Annotated in this window: 2 protein-coding genes; one reads left to right on the top strand and one right to left on the bottom strand. The window is 68.7% G+C overall.

Annotation, left to right across the window (positions count from 1 at the left end; all coding sequences use genetic code 11):
• The coding region (gene uvrA / locus HUK84_RS12195; RefSeq protein WP_218064349.1) for an excinuclease ABC subunit UvrA at positions 1-2890 on the bottom strand (2890 nt) is incomplete at its 3' end.
• Between the two features lie 386 nt (positions 2891-3276).
• Between uvrA and ssb the strand changes: the two genes are divergently transcribed.
• On the top strand, positions 3277-3730 hold a 454-nt coding region (gene ssb / locus HUK84_RS12190; RefSeq protein ID WP_176640532.1), incomplete at its 3' end, for a single-stranded DNA-binding protein.

Below are 3730 nucleotides of genomic sequence, written 5' to 3'. Positions count from 1 at the left end.
GGAAGCGCCCGGTATGGCTTTCGGCGCAGGCCGCGACGTCCTCGGGCGTGCCCTCGGCCACGATCCGGCCGCCGCCGTCGCCGCCCTCGGGCCCCATGTCCAGCACCCAGTCGGCAGTCTTGATGACGTCCAGGTTATGCTCGATCACCACGACCGTATTGCCCTGGTCCACCAGGGCGTGCAGCACCTCCAGCAGCTTGCGCACATCCTCGGAATGCAGGCCGGTGGTCGGCTCGTCCAGGATATACAGCGTGCGCCCGGTGGCCCGCCTGGCCAGTTCCTTGGACAGCTTCACCCGCTGCGCCTCGCCGCCCGACAGGGTCGTGGCCTGCTGGCCCAGCGCGACATAGCCCAGCCCCACCTGCTGCAGGATCGCCAGCCGGTCGCGGATGCGCGGCACGGCCGAAAAGAACGGCAGCGCCTCGTCCACCGTCATGGCCAATACGTCGGCGATCGACTTGCCGCGAAACTTCACCTCCAGCGTCTCGCGGTTGTAGCGGGCACCCTTGCAGGTATCGCAAGTCACGAACACGTCCGGCAGGAAATGCATCTCGATCTTCAGCACCCCGTCGCCCTGGCAGGCCTCGCACCGCCCGCCCTTGACGTTGAACGAGAACCGCCCCGGCTTGTATCCGCGCGCCTTGCTCTCCGGCAGTTCGGCGAACCAGTCGCGGATCGGCGCGAACAGGTCGGTATAGGTCGCGGGGTTGGATCGCGGCGTGCGGCCGATCGGCGACTGGTCGATGTCGATGATCTTGTCCAGCAGTTCCACCCCGTCCAGCCGCCGGTACGGCGCCGGATTCTGCCCCGACCCCATCAATTGCCGCGACAGCGCCTTGTACAGCGTGTCGATCACCAGGGTCGACTTGCCGCCCCCCGACACGCCGGTGATGCAGGTAAAGGTTCCCAGCGGCACCCGCGCCGTCACGTCCTTCAGGTTGTTGCCGCTCGCCCCTTCCAGCCGCAGCATGCGCGCCGCATCCACCGGGCGGCGCCGCGCCGGCACGGCGATGCTGCGCCGGCCCGACAGGTAATCCCCGGTCAGGCTGGCCGGATTCGCCGCTACCGCTTCGGGCGTGCCGATCGCCACCACGTTGCCGCCATTCACCCCCGCCCCGGGCCCCATGTCGATCAGCCAGTCGGCGGCGCGGATCGCATCCTCGTCATGCTCGACGACGATCAGCGTGTTCCCCAGCCGCTTCAGCCGGTCCAGCGTGCCCAGCAGGCGCTCATTGTCGCGCTGGTGCAGGCCGATCGACGGCTCGTCCAGCACGTACAGCACCCCCGTCAGCCCCGACCCGATCTGGCTCGCCAGGCGGATCCGCTGGCTCTCGCCGCCCGACAGCGTCGCCGACCCGCGCGACAGCGTCAGGTAATCCAGCCCCACATCGTTCAGGAACCGCAGCCGGTCCAGGATCTCGCGCAGGATGCGCCGGGCGATCTCCGCCCGCTGCGGCGTCAGCGTCGCCTCGACGGTGGCGAACCAGTCCAGCGCCCGGCGGATCGGCAGGTCCGACGCCTCGGCGATCGTCGCCCCCGCGACCCGCACCGACAGCGCCTCGGGCCGCAGCCGGGCGCCATGGCAGGCATGGCACGGCTTGTCGGACTGATAGCGCGACAATTCCTCGCGCACCCACACGCTGTCGGTCTCGGCCATCCGGCGGCGCAGGTTGGTCACCACCCCGTCGAACGCCTTGGTCAGGTCATAGGATTTCCGGCCGTCGCGATAGCGGAAGGTGATCTCCTCCCCGCCCCCCTGCATGATCACGTCGCGCACGCCCTGCGGCAGGTCCCGCCAGGGCGTCTCCATGCGCACCCCGTAATGCGCCGCCAGGCTTTCCAGCGTCTGCTGGTAATACGGGCTCTGTGCGTTGCGCCACGGCGCGATCGCGCCGGCGGCCAGCGACAGCGACTCGTCCGGCACGATCAGATGCGGATCGAAGAAAGTCTCGGTGCCGATTCCGTCGCAGGCCGGGCACGCCCCCTGCGGCGCGTTGAACGAGAACAGCCGCGGCTCGATCTCCTCCAGGGTGAAACCGCTGACCGGACAGGCGAATCGCGACGAAAACACGATGCGCGGCGGCGGCTCGGCATCGCCCCGCACCACTTCCTCGGCATAGACCAGCCCGTCGGACAGCCCCAGCGCCGTCTCGAAACTGTCGGCCAGGCGCGATTCCAGCCCGGGCTTGACCACCACCCGGTCCACCACCGCCTCGACCGTGTGGCGCAGCTTGCGGTTCAGCTCGGGCACCTCGGCGATCTCGTACAGCGCGCCATCCACCTTCACGCGGGCAAAGCCCTTGCGCTGCAGCTCGGCCAGTTCCTTGCGCCACTCGCCCTTGCGGTCGCGAATCACCGGGGCCAGCAGCATCAGCCGCGTGCCTTCCGGCAGGGCCATCACCCGGTCGACCATCTGGCTCACGGTCTGGGCCTCGATCGGCAGGCCCGTGGCCGGCGAATAGGGCACGCCCGCCCGCGCCCACAGCAGGCGCATGTAATCGTGAATCTCGGTGATCGTACCGACGGTCGAGCGCGGATTCTTCGACGTGGTCTTCTGCTCGATGGAAATCGCCGGCGACAGGCCCTCGATCGCATCGACGTCCGGCTTGCCCATCAGCTCCAGGAACTGCCGCGCATAGGCCGACAGACTCTCGACATAGCGGCGCTGCCCCTCGGCATAGATTGTGTCGAACGCCAGCGACGACTTGCCCGACCCCGACAGGCCGGTCACCACCGTCAGCGCGTCGCGCGGGATCTCGACGTCGATATTCTTCAGGTTGTGCGCCCGCGCGCCCCGCACCCGGATGGACTGCGCCGCCGGCGGCCCGCCCGCCGGACGAGTGCTCGGACCGGCATCCCGGTCGGCCTCCTGACTGGATCGATGTGCCATGCTCTGTCGCTCTCTGCCGCCGCTCTATATCGCTCTATATATCGTCGCTCTTTGGCGCCCTCTGGGGCGCCCTCTGGCGCTCCCGCTCCGGACCCGCCGTGGCCGGCCCGCCGCGTTCCCACTCTGTTCTGACCGTTTCCGCGCCGTCCGCCAAGATCCGCCGCCTCAAAAATGCCGGGGACGACGCGATATGAACCGACATGCCGGAAAAAAACATCCCGACGGAACGCCGTCCGCCGCACCGGTATCATCCGCCGCGCATCTGGGTTAGGATGGCATCAGAGTTGCGTCCGCCCCCCAGACCGGCCGGGGCGGACGGTTTTTTTAGAGCAGGAGCATCGCCGCCCGCGCGGCGTCTCCGGACCGGACAGCGGCAGGACAGCGTCATGGCAGGTAGCGTCAACAAGGTTATTCTCGTGGGCAATCTGGGCAAGGACCCCGAGGTCAGAAACAGCCAGAACGGCGCCAAGATCGTCTCGCTCACGCTGGCCACCAGCGACACGTGGAACGACCGCGCCTCCGGCGAGCGGCGCGAGCGCACGGAATGGCACCGCGTCGTCATCTTCAACGAACGCATCGCCGACGTGGCCGAGCGTTTCCTGCGCAAGGGCCGCAAGATCTATCTGGAAGGCTCTCTGCAGACCCGCAAATGGACCGACCAGTCCGGCCAGGAACGCTATACGACCGAGGTCGTGGTCGACCGCTTCCGCGGCGACCTGGTGCTGCTGGACAGCAATCGCGGCGGCGAGTCCGGCGACGACGCGGGCGGCGGATATGGCGGCGGCAATACCGGCGGCGGATATTCCTCAGCCCCGCGCCAGATCGGCGGCGGTCGCGGCG

It is taken from the genome of Nguyenibacter vanlangensis, assembly GCF_013376155.1.
Classification (GTDB): Bacteria; Pseudomonadota; Alphaproteobacteria; order Acetobacterales; family Acetobacteraceae; genus Gluconacetobacter; species Gluconacetobacter vanlangensis.
The sequence above is the reverse complement of the archived record's forward strand: the minus strand, read 5'-3'. Positions and strand labels throughout refer to the sequence as shown.